Origin of the sequence: Mycobacteroides franklinii, assembly GCF_002013895.1 — a bacterium.
GTDB lineage: Bacteria > Actinomycetota > Actinomycetes > Mycobacteriales > Mycobacteriaceae > Mycobacterium > Mycobacterium franklinii.
Genome location: NZ_MAFQ01000008.1, coordinates 179,611 through 195,462, shown reverse-complemented (window position 1 = coordinate 195,462; position 15,852 = coordinate 179,611). Strand labels below are relative to the sequence as shown.

General features: G+C 63.7%; 17 protein-coding genes and 1 pseudogene. 14 read left to right on the top strand and 4 right to left on the bottom strand.

Annotated features, from left to right (window positions below; translation table 11 throughout):
• Positions 1-40 precede the first annotated feature (40 nt).
• The gene (leuA, locus tag B4393_RS15390) at positions 41-1,876 is read right to left on the bottom strand and encodes a 2-isopropylmalate synthase (RefSeq protein ID WP_078334817.1); all 1,836 of its coding nucleotides are present in this window, start codon (positions 1,874-1,876) and stop codon (positions 41-43) included.
• Between the two features lie 187 nt (positions 1,877-2,063).
• Here leuA and B4393_RS15385 point away from each other — a divergent pair, with 187 nt between their 5' ends.
• From B4393_RS15385 to B4393_RS15375, 3 genes and pseudogenes are all read left to right on the top strand, one after another.
• Complete coding sequence (locus B4393_RS15385; RefSeq protein ID WP_078334816.1) at positions 2,064-3,101, top strand: hypothetical protein; 1,038 nt, start codon at positions 2,064-2,066, stop codon at positions 3,099-3,101.
• 110 nt (positions 3,102-3,211) lie between these two features.
• Complete coding sequence (locus B4393_RS15380; RefSeq protein ID WP_078334917.1) at positions 3,212-4,126, top strand: hypothetical protein; 915 nt, start codon at positions 3,212-3,214, stop codon at positions 4,124-4,126.
• A 34-nt stretch (positions 4,127-4,160) separates the two neighbouring features.
• Positions 4,161-4,289 (top strand): annotated as a pseudogene (locus B4393_RS15375) (TetR family transcriptional regulator); the annotation flags it as partial.
• Here the strand turns inward: B4393_RS15375 and B4393_RS15370 are convergent.
• Positions 4,289-4,891: a nitroreductase family protein gene (locus B4393_RS15370; RefSeq protein ID WP_078282921.1), complete on the bottom strand. Its 603-nt coding sequence runs from the start codon at positions 4,889-4,891 to the stop codon at positions 4,289-4,291. The pseudogene B4393_RS15375 and the gene B4393_RS15370 sit on opposite strands and share 1 nt — an antisense overlap.
• Before the next feature lie 85 nt (positions 4,892-4,976).
• Between B4393_RS15370 and B4393_RS15365 the strand changes: the two genes are divergently transcribed.
• The 5 genes from B4393_RS15365 (at position 4,977) to B4393_RS15345 (ending at position 9,646) form a co-directional block, all read left to right on the top strand.
• On the top strand, positions 4,977-6,242 hold the full coding sequence (locus tag B4393_RS15365) for an aspartate kinase (RefSeq protein WP_078282922.1): 1,266 nt from the start codon (positions 4,977-4,979) through the stop codon (positions 6,240-6,242).
• Between the two features lie 28 nt (positions 6,243-6,270).
• Positions 6,271-7,308, top strand: coding sequence for an aspartate-semialdehyde dehydrogenase (locus B4393_RS15360; RefSeq protein ID WP_078334815.1), 1,038 nt, complete (start codon positions 6,271-6,273; stop codon positions 7,306-7,308).
• Between the two features lie 63 nt (positions 7,309-7,371).
• Entirely contained in the window at positions 7,372-7,872 is a 501-nt protein-coding gene (locus B4393_RS15355) for a hypothetical protein (RefSeq protein ID WP_078334814.1), read from the top strand.
• A gap of 211 nt (positions 7,873-8,083) precedes the next feature.
• Positions 8,084-9,097: a DUF4185 domain-containing protein gene (locus B4393_RS15350; protein WP_078334915.1), complete on the top strand. Its 1,014-nt coding sequence runs from the start codon at positions 8,084-8,086 to the stop codon at positions 9,095-9,097.
• Positions 9,098-9,160: 63 nt separating this feature from the next.
• A complete protein-coding gene (locus B4393_RS15345; protein WP_078334813.1) occupies positions 9,161-9,646 on the top strand; it encodes a tetratricopeptide repeat protein in 486 nt (161 codons plus the stop codon).
• Positions 9,647-9,660: 14 nt separating this feature from the next.
• On the opposite strand, the gene B4393_RS15340 is transcribed toward B4393_RS15345, so the two are convergent.
• Complete coding sequence (locus tag B4393_RS15340; RefSeq protein ID WP_078334812.1) at positions 9,661-10,494, bottom strand: alpha/beta fold hydrolase; 834 nt, start codon at positions 10,492-10,494, stop codon at positions 9,661-9,663.
• 57 nt (positions 10,495-10,551) lie between these two features.
• Here B4393_RS15340 and B4393_RS15335 point away from each other — a divergent pair, with 57 nt between their 5' ends.
• From B4393_RS15335 to B4393_RS15310, 6 genes are all read left to right on the top strand, one after another.
• Positions 10,552-10,902: a DMT family protein gene (locus B4393_RS15335; protein ID WP_070939082.1), complete on the top strand. Its 351-nt coding sequence runs from the start codon at positions 10,552-10,554 to the stop codon at positions 10,900-10,902.
• A gap of 46 nt (positions 10,903-10,948) precedes the next feature.
• Entirely contained in the window at positions 10,949-11,377 is a 429-nt protein-coding gene (locus B4393_RS15330; RefSeq protein WP_078334811.1) for a Fur family transcriptional regulator, read from the top strand.
• 35 nt (positions 11,378-11,412) lie between these two features.
• Positions 11,413-12,876 carry a catalase gene (locus tag B4393_RS15325; protein WP_078334810.1) on the top strand — a complete coding sequence of 488 codons (1,464 nt, stop codon included), beginning with the start codon at positions 11,413-11,415 and terminating at the stop codon, positions 12,874-12,876.
• 61 nt (positions 12,877-12,937) lie between these two features.
• Positions 12,938-13,366 (top strand): organic hydroperoxide resistance protein, encoded by a 429-nt coding sequence (locus B4393_RS15320; RefSeq protein WP_078282929.1) that lies wholly within the window; start codon positions 12,938-12,940, stop codon positions 13,364-13,366.
• A complete protein-coding gene (locus B4393_RS15315) occupies positions 13,366-13,995 on the top strand; it encodes a sensor domain-containing protein (RefSeq protein ID WP_078334809.1) in 630 nt (209 codons plus the stop codon). Before B4393_RS15320 ends, B4393_RS15315 begins: the two co-directional genes overlap by 1 nt.
• Positions 13,995-14,645 (top strand): sensor domain-containing protein, encoded by a 651-nt coding sequence (locus B4393_RS15310; RefSeq protein ID WP_078282931.1) that lies wholly within the window; start codon positions 13,995-13,997, stop codon positions 14,643-14,645. The genes B4393_RS15315 and B4393_RS15310 overlap by 1 nt, the downstream gene beginning before the upstream one ends.
• Positions 14,646-14,681: 36 nt before the next feature.
• Here the strand turns inward: B4393_RS15310 and B4393_RS15305 are convergent, their stop codons facing one another.
• Positions 14,682-15,812 carry a nitronate monooxygenase gene (locus B4393_RS15305; protein ID WP_078334808.1) on the bottom strand — a complete coding sequence of 377 codons (1,131 nt, stop codon included), beginning with the start codon at positions 15,810-15,812 and terminating at the stop codon, positions 14,682-14,684.
• Positions 15,813-15,852: the final 40 nt, after the last annotated feature.

Sequence of the window (15,852 nt, the reverse complement as noted above, 5' to 3'; positions counted from 1 at the left end):
CGACTGAGAATCCGCGCCAGGCTCGCGTTCGATGTGAGCGCTAGCGGGTACGGGCAGCGCGGTTGACCGCCGACACCACGGCCCGCAGCGAGGCCGTGGTGATCGACGGGGCGATACCGACACCCCAGACCGTCTGGGCCTCACCGCCGTTGGGGCCGACGACCATGGCCTCCACATAGGCGGCGGCCTGGGCGTCGTCACCGGCGCTCAGGGCGTGCTCGGAGTAGTCCAGGACGTTGACGGTGTAGCCCACGGTCGACAGCGCATCCACAAATGCGGCCAACGGGCCGTTGCCCGTGCCATGAACTTCGGTTTCCTTGCCATCGATCTTCACCACGGCGGCAATGGAATCCGTTCCGCCATCCTCTTCGGAGGCGGTCACCTTCTGACGGATGCGCTCCAGCGGGGTGATCGGTGCCAGGTACTCCTCGGCGAAGACGTCCCAGATCTCCTTGGGGTTCACCTCGCCGCCCTCGCCGTCGGTGATGCGCTGGATCGACTGCGCGAACTCGATCTGCAGACGGCGCGGCAGCACCAGTCCATGATCGGACTTCATGATGTAGGCGACGCCGCCCTTGCCGGACTGCGAGTTGACGCGGATCACGGCCTCGTAGCTGCGGCCGACATCCTTGGGATCGATGGGCAGGTACGGCACCTGCCACAGGATGTCGTCGATATCCGAATCTGCTTCGTCCGCATCGCGTTTCATCTGATCCAGGCCCTTGTTGATGGCGTCCTGGTGGCTGCCCGAGAAGGCGGTGTAGACCAGGTCGCCGCCGTACGGGTGTCGCTCGGGGACCTTCAGCTGGTTGCAGTACTCGACGGTGTGCCGGATCTCGTCGATGTTCGAGAAGTCGATCTGCGGATCAACACCGCGGCTGAACAGGTTCAGCCCCAGCGTCACCAGGCAGACGTTTCCGGTGCGCTCGCCGTTGCCGAACAGGCAGCCCTCGATGCGATCCGCACCCGCCTGGAAGCCCAATTCGGCTGCCGCGACGGCCGTTCCACGGTCGTTGTGCGGGTGCAAGCTCAGGATCACCGAGTCGCGGCGCGCCAGGTTGCGGCTCATCCACTCGATGGAGTCGGCGTACACGTTGGGGGTCGTCATCTCCACCGTCGACGGCAGGTTGAAGATGATCGGGTTCTCCGGTGTCGGCTTGATGATGTCGCCGACGGCGTTGCACACCTCCAGCGCGTACTGCAGCTCGGTGCCGGTGTAGGACTCGGGGGAGTATTGGAAACGCCAGTGCGTGTCAGGGTATTTCGCGGCTTCTTCGACACACTTGTGTGCACCGTCGGTGGCGATCTTCTTGATCGCATCCTTGTCACCGCGGAACACCACGCGCCGCTGCAGGATCGAGGTCGAGTTGTAGAAGTGCACGATCACCCTGGACGCGCCCTCGCACGCCAGGAAGGTCCGCTCGATCAGCTCCGGACGACACTGCGTCAGCACCTGGATCGTGACGTCTTCGGGAATGGCGTTCTCGCTGATCAGTTCGCGGATGAAGTCGAAGTCGGTCTGGCTGGCCGACGGGAAACCGACCTCGATCTCCTTGAAGCCCATCCGGATCTGCAGATCGAACATCCGGCGCTTGCGGGCCGGGCTCATCGGGTCGATCAGCGCCTGGTTGCCGTCGCGTAGATCGACGGCCCCCCACTGCGGTGCGCGGGTGATCACCTTGTCGGGCCAGGTGCGGTCAAAGGACTCAGTCGGCTCGCCCCCCGGAACTTCCAAGGCGAAGGATCGGTACCGGTGTACCGGCATCGAACTGCTCTTCTGGGTGTTCCAGGCAGGCTGGTCGGCGGGAATGGGCCCGTTCGGGGTGACGACGCTGCGGGGGGTGTAGTTGAACTCGTCTGAGGAAAAGCTAGTCATGGGAAGGCTCCGGGAGTTTGAGGGTTATCTCGACCGGCACGCCAACAACCCGCGACAGGAAGCCGGTCTGGATCAGACCCTGTCGCGGCGTCGGAGGAGGAGCGTCCGCTGCATAGGACGGGACTCTACCAGCCGCGGGGAGCCCGCTCATCTGGCAAGCTCGCAGAGCATGTGGGTACGCAGGGGGATGGGGGCGCTGGCGATTCTGCTGGTCGCCACCGGCTGTACGCGCACCGTCACCGGGCAGGCGCAGGGAGTCGAACCCGGGCCCGGAGCCGACTCCTTCTTTCAGGGTGATCAGCCGGATTACGGCCAGAGGCTGAATGCTCAGGAGAAGGCGACTCTCACCTATGCGCGCGCGCTGCGGCGTGTGGACCCCTGCGGCTTCGCGGCCGGCCTCAAGGAGTACGGCGACCCGGGACAGGTCGTCGGCGACTTTCAGATGTGTTATGCCAGCGTGAAGGTTACGGGTGCCCCCAGCCCCACCGAGGTGTCCTACGAGTACTCGATGCAGGACAAGCACGACGCCGTCGCCGCGTTCCGGGTGGGGTCTGTCCCGGTTTATGAGACGGGGGAGGAGTGCGAGTATGAGATCCCTCTCGGTCTGGAGCGGTTACCTGGAGCACCATCGAGTCCCCCGCTGCAAGCGATGTTGTCGGTCTCTGCGTACCTCTATGGGTCGGACGAGCACTCGGATCCGGACTGCCGAGTGGGTAAGCAAGTGGTGACGTCGATTGCCAAGCAAGTTCCCTCGGGACTGCAGCCGCGGTCCGCGCTCAGTGCCTATCCGATCAAACTGGCCGAGCGTGATCCGTGCGAGATCCTCAGGGAATACCCCGGTCAGGCGCACGAGGTGTCGATCGACCTGCTGGGAGATCCCTTCGGTTGCGACTTCTCGCTCTCGGATTCCGATATCGACTACACGGTGCAGCTCACGAGTAGTGTGGACGACTTTCCGGATGAGTACACCAAATCCAAGCGTGATGGCGTGACGTACTTCCACAACGAGGACCCGTCGCGGCCAACGGGCTGTCATGCTCTGGCTTTGGTTGGAGATCCGTTATACCCCAAGGATATTGGTGGTGGCGCGGCGAATACCGACGCCGACGCCTACTTCCCTGCCGTTGTCGCCAGTGCCTTCATCGGAAGGGATCGGAAGGACTGTGGGCACATGCGGGAGATTCTCGACAAGGCGGTGCGGTTATTCGCAAACTCCGCTCGGTAGTGCTGCTTATCGCCACGGTGTGGGCGATCGGGGCGTGCTCCACCGTTGTTTCCGGTACTGCGACCGGACGTCTGCCCGCGCCGACCGGCCAGACGTTGTTTGACGGTCCGGTGCCCACCTACGGTCAGACCTTCACGGAGAAGCAGACCACGCTGCTGGCCTACCTGCGGGCACTACGCCGGGTCGACCCTTGCGGTCTTCTGTTGATGCTGAAGGACATTGGTGCGCCCACGTACATTTCCGGAGATGTGGGGGGTTGCTTCGGATCCGTCAAGGTCGCGGGTTCGGCGAGCCCGTCGAGCGTGGGGCTGTCGCTGATATTGGGCGACTACTCGCGGGAGAAGCCCGAATTCGGGGTCGATGGGACGCCGGTCTTTCACACCGCGGGTACCTGTCTGTACGAGTTTCCGATCGCCTTGGACAAGCTGCCGAATGCGCCGAAGTTGACCAGGGGGGCGGGCACGCCGGCACTGCGGGTCGTGGTCGTTGACGGTTCACGGAGCGGGCTGGTGCCGAACTGCAAAATGGCACAACCCGTTATCGGCGTGCTGGCCAAGATGAACCCCGCCGATATGCCCGTGCGTGATGCGTTGAGCGCATATCCGATCAAGATTGCCGAACGCGATCCGTGTGAGATTCTCGGTGAGTATCCGGGCCAGGCGAATGAGGTGAGACAGTCGCTCTTCGGTGATCCGTACGCGTGCCGATTCTCTTTGCAAGACAATGACGCTCAGTTCGAACTGACCATCAGAACCGGCGTCGATCCGCCGTCGAGATTGCGGGGGGAAATCCGCGACGGTGTCGAATACTTTCATGGCCGCGACGGCAGCATGTGCACCAGCATGGTGCGTCTGGGCAAGCCGCTGTACGCCCGGGACGTTCCGGGTGGCGCGGTCCAGGAGAGCAGTACTCCCGAGCGGGTTTTCATCGAGGTGCTCACCTTTTCGCTGAAGAACAGCGACTGCGGATCCACCCGCGAGATGATCGACAAGGCGGTACGGATCTTCCGCGGTTCGTTCGACTGAGGCATGAGCCACGACACCATGGCGGAATGGATACCGACGAGAGGTGGGACGCACCACCATGCGCGCGGTCAGCGCGGAGGCAGGTGTCCCGTGGGGAACTCTTCAGTACGTCTTTCCCAGTAAGCAGGGTCTGCTCAAGGCCGTCATCGAGGACGTCGCCAACTAGCCGCCGTACGCGTTCCCCCAGCGCTCGGCGAAAGCGATATCGCTGAGTGCTGGGCGCTGCCGGGGAGCGTGGTCGCGTTCGACTGTCGATTCCTCAGCGTCCGCGTAGCTGTCCAGGACGGGTCCGATCGCGACGACCGCGATGGGCCGCACGTTCTCGGGGATATTGAACACAGCGGAGGCCTCCTGCACCCGGAAGCCCGCCATCGGATGGGTGTGCAACCCGTGGGATCGGGCCTCGACGCCTAATTGGGCGATAGCGAGCCCGGCGTCCACGGTGGCGTAGACCGCGGTGTTGTCGTCGTCACCCAGGTCGGTGCCCACCAGGACGAGTGCCGCCGCAACTTTTGCGTAAGAGTTTCCGCGATTCAGCACGTTGGCGAGGGCCTCATGGGTGGCCTCCCCGCGACGTCCCACGATGTATCTGACCGGGAAGCGCTTACCCCAGCTCGCCGCCCAGCGACCCGCTTCGAGCAGGGCTGTCAGGGTTTCGGGAGCGAGGCTCGCGTCCGGATCGAAGTTTCGCGGACTCCACCGTGAGGCGATCAACGGCTGAATCGGAACCGCGGTGTCAGCAATGCGTTCGGTGGGGTTGCCCATGAGGGCCAGGTTATCGAGTTGTCCGACCCTCTATCCTGATGACCGAGGTCGGACCGACCTTGACCGAACTGCAGGAAGGTATGCCGTGGCGCTCGTCGTCCAAAAGTACGGCGGATCGTCGGTCGCAACGGCCGAGCGTATCCGCAGGGTCGCTGAGCGCATCGTCGAGACAAAAAAGAATGGCAACGATGTTGTCGTCGTCGTTTCGGCGATGGGTGACACTACCGACGAGCTGCTTGACCTGGCCCAACAGGTCTGCCCGGCACCCCCGCCCCGTGAGCTGGACATGCTGCTGACCGCGGGCGAGCGGATGTCCAACGCCCTGGTCGCGATGGCCATTCACTCGCTGGGGGCCTCGGCGCGCTCGTTTACCGGCTCGCAGGCCGGCGTCATCACCACCGGTAGGCACGGCAGCGCCAAGATCATCGACGTCACCCCCGGCCGGTTGCGTTCCGCCCTCGACGAGGGCCAAGTGGTGCTGGTCGCGGGATTCCAGGGAGTGAGCCAGGACAGCAAGGATGTCACCACGCTCGGACGCGGTGGCTCCGATACCACCGCCGTCGCGCTGGCAGCCGCCCTGAAGGCCGATGTCTGCGAGATCTACACCGACGTCGACGGGGTTTTCACCGCCGATCCGCGGATAGTGCCGAATGCGGCCCGGCTCGACAAGGTCAGTTTCGAGGAAATGCTGGAAATGGCGGCAGCGGGAGCAAAGGTGCTCATGCTGCGCTGTGTGGAATACGCCCGGCGATACAACGTTCCGGTTCACGTGCGCTCGTCGTACACCGACAAGCCGGGCACCATCGTCAGCGGATCAATGGAGGACATTCCTGTGGAAGAAGCGATTCTCACCGGTGTCGCACACGATCGTGGCGAGGCCAAGGTCACCGTTGTCGGAATCCCCGACGTGCCGGGCTATGCCGCCAAGGTCTTTCGTGCCGTGGCCGATGCCGAGATCAATATCGACATGGTGCTGCAGAACATCTCCAAGGTCGAGGACGGCAAGACCGACATCACCTTCACCTGCCCCAAGGAGAACGGGCCCACCGCGGTCGAAAAGCTGGACTCGCTGAAGAACGAGATCGGCTTCTCGCAGGTGCTCTACGACGATCACATCGGCAAGGTATCGCTGGTGGGCGCGGGTATGCGTAGCCACCCGGGTGTTACTGCAGGCTTCTGCGAGGCGCTGGCCAAGGCCGGGGTCAACATCGAGCTCATCTCCACCTCCGAGATCCGGATCTCGGTGCTGGTCAAGGACGATGAGCTGGATACCGCGGTCAGGGCCATCCACGACGCCTTCGAGCTAGGCGGCGAAGAGGAAGCCACCGTGTACGGGGGCACCGGACGATGAGGCGAGCGCAGCGACGGGGGATCCAGGCATGACCTCGATAGCGGTCGTCGGTGCCACCGGTCAGGTGGGCGCCGTGATGCGAAAGTTACTAGAGGAGCGCGAATTTCCGGCCTCTTCGGTGCGCTTCTTCGCCTCGGCACGCTCCGAGGGCAAGAAGCTGACGTTCCGCGGCCAGGAGATCGAGGTCGAGAACACCGAGACGGCCGACCCGACGGGCATCGACATCGCGTTGTTCTCCGCCGGGGCCACCATGTCGCGGGTACAGGCCCCGCGCTTCGCCGAGGCCGGCGTCACCGTCATCGACAACTCGTCGGCCTGGCGCAAGGACCCGGACGTGCCGTTGGTGGTGTCGGAGGTTAACTTCGACCGCGATGTGCGCGGGCTGAAACTGCCCAAAGGCATTATCGCCAACCCGAATTGCACGACCATGGCCGCGATGCCGGTGTTGAAGGTGCTGCACGACGCGGCCGGGCTTACCCGGCTCATCGTGTCGACCTATCAGGCGGTGTCGGGTAGCGGCTTGGCCGGCGTGGAGGAATTGGCCACCCAGGTGCGTGCCGGTATCGACGGCAGTGAGCAGCTGGTGCACGACGGTTCCGCCGTCACCTTCCCCGATCCGGTGAAATACGTTGCACCCATTGCCTTCAACGTGATCCCGCTGGCCGGCTCATTGGTTGACGACGGTTCCGGCGAGACCGACGAAGACCAGAAGCTGCGCAACGAGAGCCGCAAGATCCTGGGCATTCCCGAGCTGCTGGTGAGCGGAACTTGCGTGCGAGTGCCGGTCTTCACCGGACACTCGTTGTCGATCAACGCCGAATTCGAGCGCGAGCTGACCGCGGCACAGGCCAGGGAACTGCTCGGCGCGGCGGCGGGGGTCACTCTTGCCGACGTGCCAACGCCTTTGGCTGCCGCGGGTGCCGACGACTCGCTGGTGGGGCGCATCCGCCAGGATCCGGGCGTTCCCGGTAATCGTGGTCTGGCACTTTTTATCTCCGGAGACAACCTTCGGAAGGGTGCGGCGCTCAACACGATTCAGATCGCCGAACTGCTCGTCGCGAGCTGACTCACGGGAGGTTCACAGGGTTTTCCTGCGGAGGGTCCAGGCTTATCGAGTCATTCTCGAAGCATGACAAATGCAGAAAAACCCGAAAACCCAACCGAACCGGTTTCTACCGCGCCGCCGGTTGTCGCCGCCGGGCCGTCACCAAAGAAGGCCCGCAATGTCGGCAAGGTGCTGTCCATCGCGACGGTGGCCGCAGGCGCTGCCTGTGTCCTGGCCGCCACCTTCGGCGCCGGCTTGGCCGTAGGTGCGCATACCCATCACCACGGTGAGCACCGGGACCGAGCGGCCATGATGTTCCACCCGGGCGGGCCGGATGGTGGCCAGCCACGCGGTGGCGGCGACTGGAACAGGGGCCGCGACCGAGACTGGAACGGTGACCATGGTCGCGATTGGGGGCGCGACAGAGACCGCAGTGGACACGGAGACCGTGATCAGCGCGGCGATCGTGACAGCGACAATCCCGCCAACCCGAACTGGCAGCGCACGCCTCCCACGGGACAGCCCCCGGGCTTGACGATTACGGTTCCGCCAGGGCCAGGCACCGCGTCGCCGTTGCATCCGTAGTCGGCCCATCGCGACCTGCGCGCGGTGCCACTGACTACCCTGTGAGCTTCGGGGCTTGGTGGCACCGTGCGGTGCTGGACAGGAGATGCGCGTGCGGCTGGTTGCGGTCTTGGTAACCGCCGCGTCGCTGGTTGTCTCCGAATTGCTAAGCGGCACTTCGGCATTGGCGGACCCGCTGCGGCCTGCTGCGCCGCTGCTCGATCCCGGTGAGGTGGTGCGCATTGGGCCGGTCGCGGGCACCGGGACCGCTACCGCCGAATACAATCTGGGCGCGACCGATCTGTGCGAGTTCATGGTTTTCACCGGCGGCATGCTGCAGATCTGCGGTGACAGCTTCGCCGGTCAGGGGGTGGGATACGGCGGCTGGCATTCACCGGTCGCGCTGCGTGTCGATACCGAGTCGGTGCCGGATGCTTCCGGTGTCCGTCACTCCGGCGTCCTGGGCACCGACCGGCCGCTGCTGGCTGATCCGGCTCCGCCGGGGTACTCCCAACTGCCCTCGGGCGTGGTCGACATCAACGGCACCAACTGGCTGCTGGTGGCCGTCACCAAGAATCTGATCCCGCAGTCGACGCGTCTGGTGAAGCCGGACCCGTTCCGTGCGGGGTGGGCGACAGTGCCCGGATCGGTGCGTCCGGGCGATTATCAGGGCGGCCAGCAGACACAGATCAGCGGCTACTACGACCCACTGTGGACTCAGGAATCGCCGAAGGGCTGGGTGTACATCGTCAGCGACGCGTTTGATCGCTCTCGGCCCGCGGTGCTGTACCGGGCCAAACCGGACACCTTTACCGACCGTGCTACCTGGCAGGGGTGGGGCGTGGACGCCCAAGGCAGGGGAGCCTGGGGCCGTCTCCCGACGCCCTTGTGGGGAGACCATCTGGGTGAGATGAGCATGAAAATGGTCGACGGGCAGGCGGTGCTGTCCTACTTCAACCAGACCACTGGCAACGTCGAGGTGCGGGTTGCCGATAGCCCGACGCGGCTCGGTGCGGTACCGGTGACGACGGTGGTCAACGCCGGGGCATGGCCGGCTGTCGCCGACGAATTACCGGAGTCTTGGGATAACACCTTGGCCCAGCCCTACGGCGGCTACATCGGTCCTGACTCCACGCTGGATCGGCTCAGCATCTACGTCAGCCAGTGGAACACCGATTCGCGCGACCATGCCCCCTATCGGGTGATCGAATTCGCGGTGAACCCGTTGCGGGCGGGTGTGGGTTAACTAACACTCGCTTGTTACCAGATTTGTCGACGTCCGAATGACTGCTGGTTATGATGTCTATCGATGATTGCTAGCGGAACCTTGATCGACATCGCCGCCGGTGAGTGGATAGCCGGTGGACAGGGTTCGCGTACCGTCGATTCTGTGGACGCTGAGGAGCTGGCAACCCGCGCAAGCGAGGCGCTGGCGTCTGGAGACGATAGCGAGGCGATGCGTCTCGCCAACGATGCGTTGGAGCTCGAGCACAAAAATGCGCTGTCATGGCGGATCTTGGCCTACTGCCTCGGCAGCATGGGACGACATTTCGATGCGATCGATTGTGCGCTTTCCGCGGTGCGGTACGGCAGCCGTGACGCCGTCAATCACTACACCCACGCGTGGACCCTCAAGGCCGCTAGCAAACCAAACGAGGCGCTGGCGGCGATCGATGAAGCGCTCGATATCGATCCCGAATTCGCCGATGCGCTCGCGCTGCGTGCGGTGATCCGCAATGAGCTGGGTGATCGTGCCGGGGCCATCGACGATATGCGCAGGGCGCGGTCGCTCTAGCCGGCCACGTGCCTTCAGTCCTCCAACGCGTGCCGCTTGAGGAAATCGTCGATCAGGGCGTTGACCTCGTCGGGGCGTTCCAGCGCCGCCAGGTGCCCGGTGTTCTCCATGACGACGAACTCGGCCCCGGGAATCGCATCGGCCATGAGTTCGGTCTCGGCGACCGGAAAGGTCGGATCCTCGCGCCCGGCGACAACGAGGACGGGCGTGGTGATGCGTCCGAACAGCTCACGTTGATCGGGCCGGGCGGGAACCACGCTGTTGACCGCCCAGTACACCGAGTCGACGTTGAGATCGCCCAGTTCCGCGCGGATGGCCTGCTCGACGTGGGGGCGCTCGCGCAGGATGGTGGGCCCCACAAATGCCTTGACGGCGCGGGTGGCGAAGGGTTCGCGGAACCTGCCGAGAATCCGGACTATCTCGGTGAGTAGCCGAAATTCGACCTTCTGGCGTGTGCTGGCCGGTGAGGCTGTGGCGTTCATCAACACGGACGCTCCGGCCCGGTGCGGATAGAGGGCGGCGAAGGTACCGCCGATCATTCCGCCCCAGGAGTTGCCGACGACGTGGGCCCGCTCAATGCCCAAGGAGTCGAGGATTTGTTCGATGCTGTGCGCGCAGTCCTCGAATCGGAACATGCGGCGCAGCGACTGACTGTCACCGTGGCCGGGCGGGTCGACGAGGATCACGGTGTGGTGATCGGCGAAGTATCGCGCCTGGTCGGCCCACATGGCCCCGGTCATCAGCAGGCTGGGCCAAAAGAGGATGGCGGGCCCTTGGCCGGCGATCCTCACGTGCAGCCCGCCCAGGCAGCTTTGGATATATCGGTCGTGCAATGCGGCGCCGCCCATGCGCAGCAGGCTAGCGGCTGTGGGCAGCTGACAGGGAAGAACTGCAGAATGTGGGACATGCTCACCGCGCGCCTGTTGCCGCCTCTGCTGTTGATTTGCTCGAACGTCTTCATGACTTTCGCCTGGTACGGGCATCTCAAGTTTAAGGATCAACCGTTGTGGCTGGTCGTACTGGTCAGCTGGCTCATCGCATTCTTTGAGTACTGCCTCGCGGTTCCCGCGAATCGGCTTGGTAGCGAGGTGTATTCGGGCGCCGAACTCAAGGCGATGCAGGAAGTCATCACCTTGACGGTGTTTCTGGGCTTTGCGGTGTGGTATCTGGGGGAGAAACTCACGCTGAATCACCTAGTGGGGTTCGTGCTGATCGCCGCCGGGGCCTACTTCGTGTTCAACGGCCCTTTCGGGTAAATAAGCCATTTCTTGACTCATTCCAGAAAAGGCGCATACTGGTGGAGTGACCGCAGTACAGCCCCTCGCCCCAGACGCAGCGTTGCGCCGGGCGGGACTGCGTGTCACCGCTCCGCGCGTTGCGGTTCTGAACGCGATTGCGGCCCATCCACATTCGACCGCGGACATCATCGCGATGGTGGTGCGTGCCGATCTTGGGAAGGTGTCCACACAGGCCGTCTATGACGTGCTCAAGGCCTGTGTCAGTGCCGGGCTGGTGCGACGTATCGAGCCGGCAGGTTCCGCGGCGCTTTTCGAGACGCGTATCGGCGATAACCATCACCATCTGGTCTGCCGCCGTTGCGGTGCCGTCACCGATGTGGACTGCACCGTTGGGCATGCGCCGTGCCTGGAGCCGTCACATACCGCGGGGTTCGTGGTCGACGAGGCCGAAATCGTCTTCTGGGGGCTATGCCCCGAATGTCAGCCCGATTAGTTCAGCCCAGTTAGTCAGGTATCGAGGAGGTTTTCATGTCCATCCGAACAACCACGAACACGGGAATCGCAGTGGAGAGCGACGACGAGTCGTTGACCGCAGGCATCCAGGGCCCGGTTCTGCTGCACGACCACTATCTGATCGAAAAGCTTGCGCAGTTCAACAGGGAACGTGTTCCCGAGCGCATCGTGCACGCCAAGGGCGCCGGTGCATACGGGGAGCTCGTTGTCACTGCCGACGTTTCGAAGTACACCAAGGCCAAGCTGTTTCAACCGGGCGTGAAAACAGAGTCACTGGTTCGTTTTTCGACGGTGGCCGGAGAACAGGGGAGCCCCGACACCTGGCGCGACCCGCGTGGTTTTGCCATCAAGTTCTATACCGAGGACGGTAACTACGATCTTGTCGGCAACAACACCCCCGTCTTTTTCATTCGTGATGCCATCAAGTTCCCGGACTTCATCCGCTCGCAGAAGCGGTTGCCGGGATCAGGGTTGCGGGACCACAACATGCAGTGGGACTTCTGGACGCTGCGTCCCGAGACGGCACACCAGGTCACCTGGTTGATGGGCGATCGCGGGATCCCGAAGAACTATCGCCACATGAATGGATACGGTTCGCACACCTATCAGTGGGTCAATGCCGAGGGCGAGCGCTTCTGGGTGAAGTATCACTTCCGGACGGATCAAGGTCAGGATTTCCTGACCCAGCAGGAGGCGGACGCACTCGCCGGATCTGACGCCGATGCGCATCGCCGCGATCTGTGGGAGGCGATCGAGCAAGGCAATTTTCCGAGCTGGACCCTGCACGTGCAGATCATGCCGGTGGACGAGGCTCAGGGATACCGATTCAACCCGTTCGATCTGACGAAGGTCTGGTCCAAGAAGGATTACCCGCTGATCGAGGTCGGCAAGTGGACGCTCAATCGCAACCCGCGCAACTATTTCGTCGACATCGAGCAGGCTGCCTTCGAACCGTCGAATATCGTTCCGGGAATTGGCTTCTCGCCCGACAAGATGCTACTCGGTCGGGTCTTTGCCTACGCCGACGCGCATCGGTACCGGATTGGCACCAACTACGCGCAGTTGCCGCCCAACGAGGCACGGGCCGCGACCGTGAATTCCTACTCCAAGGAGGGCGCGATGCGGTACCACTTCAATGATCCGGAGGTTCCGGTTTACGCCCCCAACTCCTTTGGCGGTCCGCATGCTGATCTGCAGGCTGCGGGCGACGGCGGCGCATGGGATTTCGAGGGCACCGCGGTGCGTGCCGGGTACATCCAGCATGCCGAGGATGGCGACTTCGTTCAGGCCGGAACCTTGGTGCGTGAGGTGCTGAACGACGATCAGCGTGCGCGTCTGGTGAGCAATATCGTCGGCCACGTGCTGGGCGGCGTCAGCGAACCTGTGCTGTCCCGGGTGTTCGAATACTGGAAGAACGTCGACTCCGAGCTGGGCAAGGCCGTCGAAGAGGGTGTTCGCGCCGGGCTTGAAGGTCAGTAGGCAGTTCTTGGATGACGCCGGTTCTCTCCAAGGGGGCCGGCGTCATCCGTATGCTGGTCGTATGTCCAATGAGGCCGTCTACACAGCAGAAGCCACGTCGACCGGGGGAGGTCGTGACGGGCATGTCCGCTCGTCGGATGGCCGGATAGATCTAGACACCCGAATCCCAAAGTCGATGGGCGGCAACGGGGAAGGCACCAATCCCGAGCAGCTGTTCGCGGCGGGGTATTCGGCATGCTTCTTGAGTGCGCTCAACCTGGTTGCCCGGATAGCGAAGGTGCAGCTTGATCCCGCGACATCGATCACCGCCAAGGTGGGGATCTTCAAGACCCCCGAGGGTGGATTCGATCTGTCGGCCGAGCTGGACGGGTACCTTCCCGGGCTGTCGCAGGAGGTCGCCGATGACCTGTTGGAGCAGGCCCACGAGGTGTGCCCGTACTCCAACGCCACCCGCGGCAACATCGAGGTGACGGTCAAGGCGCGCGTCTGATGCGAGCTCTCGTCGTCATGGGGGTGTCGGCGATTGCGCTGGCGTTCGCGCCGTCCGCGCTGGCGGTCGGCCCCGAGGTATTGGATAGCGTTCTCCAGAGCCCCGCAACAGTCAGCACGTTGGTCGGGACAGAACTGCAAGCCACGCGCACCCTCGACGCCCCGACGGGCGGTGTTGAGCTGAGCGAGCCCAACTGTGTGGACTTCGCCGAGGTCGGTCTGGATCAGGTGTTCAATGGAAACCAGGGAACGCTCGTTGCGTTCCGGGGCCAGCTCGCGCAGAAGTCCGGATCGGATGCGCGGTATTCGGTGAGACAGGCCGTGGGTGTGTTCAACAGCCCCACGGCGGCCGTTGACCCGGTGGTGGCGTTGCTGTTCATGTCGGACTGCTACGGGCACCCGATCAAGATCACCGATGACCAAGGTGTCACGGACACATGGACATTCACCGAGGGGAGTTCCGGCGGTGGTGCGGCCAGCTGGTCGATGACCAATAGCGCCCACGACCGCAGCTGCTATGTCCAAATGCGGGCGCGACACGAGGTCATGTTCCAGGTGAAGGTGTGCTCGCCAAGGAACGGGGAACGCGCCGCGAACCGTATCGCCGACGCGATGGAAGCTGGTTTGTGATGGGAATGGCTCGGATTACGCTGATTTCGGTGGTAGCCACCACCCTGGGTCTGACATCGGCCCCGGTTTCGGTTGCCGGTCCGTCAGATCCGGGCGTCGTCAACTATGCCGTGCTCGCCCGTGGATCCGTAAGTAATGTCATTGGCTCGCAACTGGGTTCGCACAGCGAGTTCACTCAGCCATTCCAGGCGTTCTCGGTGGACATCCCGGTGTGTAACAACTGGTCCGATATCGGGCTTGACGAGGTCTACGCCGACCCGGATTTGGCCTCGTTCCGCGGGGCGACGACACAGGACTCTGCCACGGATGCAACGCATTTGGTGAAGCAGGCGATTGGGGTTTTCGCCAACAACGATGCCGCCGACCGCGCGTTCCATCGGGTGGTGGATCGCACCCAAGGGTGTTCCGGGCAGACCGCTACGTTGATTCTGGACGACGGCCGGCGTGAGGTGTGGACATTCACCGGCCCGGCGGCCGGTGCGTCGGATGCCGCATGGGTGAAGGAAGAGGCGGGCGTCGACCGCCGCTGCTTCAACCAGACTCGCAGGCGCGAGAATGTGCTGCTGCAGGCGAAGGTCTGCCAGCCGGGCAATGGCAGCCTCGCGGTGAATGTGCTTGCCAACACCATGCAGAACGGCCTGGGCCAGTAGAAGATTGGCCCAGGCCGCTACCACTCGATTCGGTGTCTAGACCGAGGCGGCCTCGTTGAGTTCATTGAGCGTATTGGTGGCTTCCAGGTACTCCTGCACCCAACGCTCGATAACGGTCGCCGACTTCTCGACCTTGGTGAACTGCCCGACGACCTGACCGATCGGGTTGAACGCGACATCTATGCTCTGATCCGGATACTTATTGGTCGCCGCTACTGCCATCCCGGAAACCATGTACTGCAACGGCATTCCGAGCGGTTCGGGGTTGCCTTCGGTCTCCCAGGCCACGGTCCAGTCGTTGCGCAGCATGCGTGCGGGCTTGCCGGTGAAGGACCGGCTGCGCACGGTGTCGCGGCTGCCTGCCTTGGCATACGTATCGCGCTGAACGTCGGTGGTGTGTGCCTCCTCGACCATCAGCCATTGCGAGCCGGTCCAGGCTCCCTGAGCACCCAGCGCGAGGGCCGCTGCAACCTGAGCGCCGCTGCCGATTCCGCCCGCGGCTAGCACGGGTACCGGCGCGACTGCCTTGACGACCTCGGGCCACAGCACGATCGAGCCCACGTCGCCGCAGTGACCGCCGGCCTCGCCCCCCTGGGCGATGATGATGTCCACCCCGGCGTCGGCATGCTTGCGGGCCTGTTTGGCCGAGCCGCACAGTGCCGCGACCTTACGGCCCGCGTCGTGGATCGTCTGGATCATGTCGGCCGGAGGTGTGCCGAGCGCGTTGGCGATCAGCGTCATCTTCGGGTGCTTGAGCGCGATTTCCACCTGCGGAGTGGCGGTGGCCTCGGTCCAGCCCAGCAGTTGCAGGGCGTTGTCGTTGCCTTCTTCCATCGGAACGCCGTGGTCAACCAGGAGCTTGCGGCCGAAATCCAGGTGCCCCTGCGGAACCATCTTCTGAAGCATCGCGGTGAGCTCGTCGGCCGGCATGTTCGCGTCCATGCCCTCGTACTTGTTGGGGATGACGATGTCGACGCCGTAGGTGTGGTCGCCGATGTGCTCGTCGATCCAATTGAGCTCGATCTCGAGCTGTTCAGGGGTGAATCCGACGGCACCCAGCACGCCGAAGCCACCGGCCTTGCTCACCGCGACCACGACGTCGCGACAGTGGGTGAAGGCGAAGATCGGGAACTCGATGCCGAGCTCGTCGCAGATAGGGGTATGCATTGCCGCTCCTATAGGGGTGATGGGGCGCATCGAAAAACTG

Bases quoted from the DNA above. Each gene is read 5' to 3' on its own strand.
- leuA (WP_078334817.1), bottom strand. From the start codon at position 1,876: ATGACTAGCTTTTCCTCAGACGAGTTCAACTACACCCCCCGCAGCGTC.
- B4393_RS15385 (WP_078334816.1), top strand. From the start codon at position 2,064: ATGGGGGCGCTGGCGATTCTGCTGGTCGCCACCGGCTGTACGCGCACC.
- B4393_RS15370 (WP_078282921.1), bottom strand. From the start codon at position 4,891: ATGGGCAACCCCACCGAACGCATTGCTGACACCGCGGTTCCGATTCAG.
- B4393_RS15360 (WP_078334815.1), top strand. From the start codon at position 6,271: ATGACCTCGATAGCGGTCGTCGGTGCCACCGGTCAGGTGGGCGCCGTG.
- B4393_RS15355 (WP_078334814.1), top strand. From the start codon at position 7,372: ATGACAAATGCAGAAAAACCCGAAAACCCAACCGAACCGGTTTCTACC.
- B4393_RS15345 (WP_078334813.1), top strand. From the start codon at position 9,161: ATGATTGCTAGCGGAACCTTGATCGACATCGCCGCCGGTGAGTGGATA.
- B4393_RS15340 (WP_078334812.1), bottom strand. From the start codon at position 10,494: ATGGGCGGCGCCGCATTGCACGACCGATATATCCAAAGCTGCCTGGGC.
- B4393_RS15335 (WP_070939082.1), top strand. From the start codon at position 10,552: ATGCTCACCGCGCGCCTGTTGCCGCCTCTGCTGTTGATTTGCTCGAAC.
- B4393_RS15325 (WP_078334810.1), top strand. From the start codon at position 11,413: ATGTCCATCCGAACAACCACGAACACGGGAATCGCAGTGGAGAGCGAC.
- B4393_RS15320 (WP_078282929.1), top strand. From the start codon at position 12,938: ATGTCCAATGAGGCCGTCTACACAGCAGAAGCCACGTCGACCGGGGGA.
- B4393_RS15315 (WP_078334809.1), top strand. From the start codon at position 13,366: ATGCGAGCTCTCGTCGTCATGGGGGTGTCGGCGATTGCGCTGGCGTTC.
- B4393_RS15310 (WP_078282931.1), top strand. From the start codon at position 13,995: ATGGGAATGGCTCGGATTACGCTGATTTCGGTGGTAGCCACCACCCTG.
- B4393_RS15305 (WP_078334808.1), bottom strand. From the start codon at position 15,812: ATGCATACCCCTATCTGCGACGAGCTCGGCATCGAGTTCCCGATCTTC.